This window comes from Microbacterium sp. Cr-K20 (assembly GCF_000708325.1).
Classification (GTDB): domain Bacteria; phylum Actinomycetota; class Actinomycetes; order Actinomycetales; family Microbacteriaceae; genus Microbacterium.
In genome coordinates this window covers 1-3,709 of the sequence record NZ_JARE01000049.1, presented here as the reverse complement: position 1 = coordinate 3,709, position 3,709 = coordinate 1, and the positions used below count along the sequence as shown (strand labels likewise).

General features: G+C 69.5%; 5 protein-coding genes. 3 read left to right on the top strand and 2 right to left on the bottom strand.

Translation table 11 applies throughout. The features are described 5' to 3' along the window. Together GZ67_RS0110815 and GZ67_RS0110810 are read right to left on the bottom strand one after the other, a co-directional pair. Positions 1-324: hypothetical protein (locus tag GZ67_RS0110815; protein WP_029273954.1), on the bottom strand; the 324-nt coding region annotated here is incomplete at its 3' end. Positions 325-493: 169 nt separating this feature from the next. After that, the gene (locus GZ67_RS0110810; RefSeq protein ID WP_029262374.1) at positions 494-931 is read right to left on the bottom strand and encodes an Lrp/AsnC family transcriptional regulator; all 438 of its coding nucleotides are present in this window, start codon (positions 929-931) and stop codon (positions 494-496) included. 151 nt (positions 932-1,082) lie between these two features. On the opposite strand from GZ67_RS0110810, the gene GZ67_RS0110805 reads away from it, so the two are divergent. From GZ67_RS0110805 to GZ67_RS0110795, 3 genes are all read left to right on the top strand, one after another. Then, entirely contained in the window at positions 1,083-2,207 is a 1,125-nt protein-coding gene (locus tag GZ67_RS0110805) for a thiamine pyrophosphate-dependent enzyme (protein ID WP_029262373.1), read from the top strand. Continuing rightward, the gene (locus GZ67_RS0110800) at positions 2,204-3,232 is read left to right on the top strand and encodes an alpha-ketoacid dehydrogenase subunit beta (protein WP_051662487.1); all 1,029 of its coding nucleotides are present in this window, start codon (positions 2,204-2,206) and stop codon (positions 3,230-3,232) included. Before GZ67_RS0110805 ends, GZ67_RS0110800 begins: the two co-directional genes overlap by 4 nt. After that, on the top strand, positions 3,229-3,709 hold a 481-nt coding region (locus GZ67_RS0110795), incomplete at its 3' end, for a biotin/lipoyl-containing protein (protein WP_029273897.1). The genes GZ67_RS0110800 and GZ67_RS0110795, both read left to right, overlap by 4 nt.

The window sequence follows — 3,709 nt, the reverse complement described above, 5'->3', positions numbered from 1 at the left end:
CCCCACCTCCCGCCGCACCGCCTTCGCGGCCTTCACCACCCGCCCCGCCCCCGCAGCATCCGTGCGCACCACCCGCTGCAGCAACTCGTTCACCGTGCGGCAGCCATATCGCCCGCAGAACGCCGGCTCCCCCGACCCCGCCGGACGCTCATCGACCGACGCGACCGTCTCAACGACCACTGCCTCCACCCGCCGCTGCACCTCACCCGCGACCCGCAACAGCCCCATCTTCTCGTCGTCACCGAGCCGGGCGATCACGTCCGAGCGCAGCACCGCATCCAGGTCAGCGACGACCTGGCCGAGCAGTTCCACGGGGTTGTTCATACCCCTAAGTCAACCCGGGACCACCGACATTCAAACCCCGATAACCCCAGTTCAGAGCGATATTCCGAAACACGCGACACGTCGACAATCCCTCCACAGAAACGACGTCAGGGCCCTTGTCCACACTCGCCGCGAAACACCCGCACCGCAGAACGCGCCCGCGTCCCCGTTACTCCCGCGTGTAGTCCTCGAAGATCAGCGTGGTCCGGGTCGAGCGGATCGAAGGGATCGCCTGGATGTCCTCGAGTACGATTCGACGCAGGTCGCGGGCGTCGTTGGCGCGCACCAACAGGATCACGTCGAAGTCACCGCCGACGAGCGCCATGTGCTCGATCTCGGGAATCGCGCGCAGCCGGTCACTCACCGCCTGCCACGTCGCCTGCTCGATGGCAAGGGTCACGTAGGCGCTCGCATGATGCCCGAGCAGGACGGGATCCGTGCGGACCGTGTATCCCGTGATGACACCGGCGTCCGTGAGGCGCTTGATCCTCGCGTGCGCACCGGCACGCGAGATGTGCACGGCATCCGCGATCGCCGTCATCGACGAGCGCGCGTCGCGACGCAGCTCCTCGAGGATCGCTCGGTCCGTGTCGTCCAGCGCGATCATGACACCCCTTCCTCAGGCCAGAAAATCTGACACTTCGATCAAGAATGCCGCATCTGTCGCTCCTTCATCCAGTATTTCGCGGATGATCTTGGATGACTGTCGCCCACAGAGGCAAGCTGTCCCCACCGAGTTCGGCAAGGAGGACGAGCGCATGCTGCACACCGACATGCTTCCGCGAGACACCGCGGTGCAACTGATCGATGCGGACGGACAGCCTGTCGCGGACGAGCACTACGCGCTCCCCGACGGCGACACCCTGCTGGCCGCCTATCGCGGCCTCGTCGAGGGTCGGCGGATCAATGACCAGGCCGGCGCGCTCGTGCGTCAGGGACGCCTCGCCGTCTACCCGTCGTCCCACGGCCAAGAAGCGTGCCAGGTCGCCGCCGCGATGGTTCTCGGCGAAACGGACTGGCTGTTCCCGACCTATCGCGACTCGGTCGCCGTCATCGCACGCGGAGTCGAACCCGCCGACGCGATGGTCCTCCTCAAGGGCGACTGGCACTCGGGCTACGACGTGCGCGCCCACCGGGTCGCACCGCAGGCCACCCCGCTCGCCACCCAGCTGCTGCACGCGGTCGGCTTCGCGCAGGCCGCCAAGCACCGCGGCGAGGACACGGTCGTGCTCGCGCTGTGCGGCGACGGCGCCACCAGCGAGGGCGACTTCCACGAGGCGATGAACTTCGCCGCCGTCTTCCAGGTGCCGGTCGTCTTCTTCGTGCAGAACAACGGGTTCGCGATCTCGGTCCCGCTCTCGCGGCAGACCGCGGCGCCGTCCCTCGCCCACAAGGCGATCGGGTACGGGATGCCGGGACAGCGCGTCGACGGGAACGACGTCGCCGCCGTGCTCGCCGTGCTCGGCGAGGCGGTGAACCGCGCCCGCGCCGGCGGCGGCCCCTCGCTCGTCGAGGCGCACACCTATCGGATGCAGGCGCACACCAACGCCGATGACGACACCCGGTACCGGGAGCGCGACGAGGTGCAGGCCTGGATCGCCCGCGACCCGCTGCTTCGCCTGCGGGCCCATCTGACGGGTACCGAAGCCCTCGACGCCGACGCCGAGGAGCGGTTCGCCTCCGGCGCCGAGGAGATCGCCGCGGCGATGCGCACGGCGCTGAACACCGACGCCGAGCTCGACCCCGAAGACCTGTTCCGCTTCGTCACCGCGACCCGCTCGCCGCTGCTCGACGAGCAATGGCATCTGCTGCGCGACGAGATCGAGCGCTCGCGCCTCGCCGATGCGGGTGCAGGGATCACCCCGAACGGAGGCCACCGATGACGATCGCACACGACGACACCCGCGCCGAGGTGGAGGCGGACACCGTGACCACCATGACCATGGCCGCCGCGTTGAACAGAGCACTCGCCGACGCCATCGAGTCCGATCCGGACGTGGTCGTCTTCGGCGAAGACGTCGGGGCGCTCGGCGGCGTCTTCCGCATCACCGATGGCCTCACTGCGCGGTTCGGCGAGGAGCGCTGCTTCGACACCCCCCTGGCCGAGTCCGGCATCGTCGGCACCGCGGTCGGCATGGCCATGAACGGGATGCGCCCCGTAGTGGAGCTGCAGTTCGACGCGTTCGCACTGCCCGCGTTCGAGCAGGTCGTCAGCCATGTCGCGAAGCTCGGCAACCGCACCCGCGGAGGGATGCGGATGCCGCTGGTGATCCGCATCCCGTTCGGTGGCGGCATCGGCGGCGTGGAGCATCACTGCGACTCTTCCGAGGCCTACTACGCGCACACCCCCGGCCTCACGGTCGTCACTCCCTCGACGCCGCAGGATGCCTACTCGCTGCTGCGCGCGGCGATCGCCTCGCCGGATCCGGTGATCTTCCTCGAGCCGAAGAAGCTGTACTGGTCGAAGGGCGAAGTCGACACCTCGATCACCACGGAACTCGGCACCGCCCGCATCGCCCGCGAGGGCACGGATGTGACGCTCCTGGCCTACGGCGCCTCCGTGCCGCTCGCACTCGAGGTGGCGGATGTCGCCGCCGCCGAGGGGCGCAGCGTGCAGGTGGTCGACGTGCGCTCGCTCTCCCCCTTCGACGACGCGACCGTGACCGCCGCGGTGAAGTCCACCGGCCGTGCCGTGGTCATCGCCGAGGCCCCCGGATATGTGAGCGTCGCCTCGGAGATCCAGGCCCGCGTGTTCGAGCGCTGCTTCGAATACCTCGCGGCCCCGGTCCGACGGGTCACGGGGTTCGACACCCCCTACGCACCTCCGAAGCTCGAGCACTGGTACCTGCCCGATGTCGACCGCGTGCTCGATGCGATCGACACCCTGCACTGGGAGGACGACGTATGAGCGCCCCACTGAAGCCGTCCACGCACATCTTCCGCCTGCCGGACCTCGGCGAGGGCCTGACCGAGGCGGGACTCGTGACGTGGCTCGTCGCGGTGGGCGACACCATCACGACCGACCAGCCGATCGCCGAGGTCGAGACCGCGAAGAGCGTGGTGGAGCTGCCGTCGCCGTTCGCCGGCGTCGTCACGGCTCTCCACGGCACCGCCGGGGACACCATCGACGTCGGTGCACCGGTGCTCGAGGTCGCCGACCCGGAATCGGCATCGGCGGCGGAGGGAACGACTCCGGATGCTGCCGGGTCTGCAGCGTCGAGCGCCCCCGAGCATGAGGCGTACCGCGAGGAGGAACGCGCCGGATCCGGGAACGTGCTGATCGGCTACGGCACCACAGCGCACACGACGAAGGGGCGGCGACGGCCGGCCGCCGCGTCGGTCCGAGTCGACCGCCCGACCGCACCCCCACCCGCACCGGCACCCG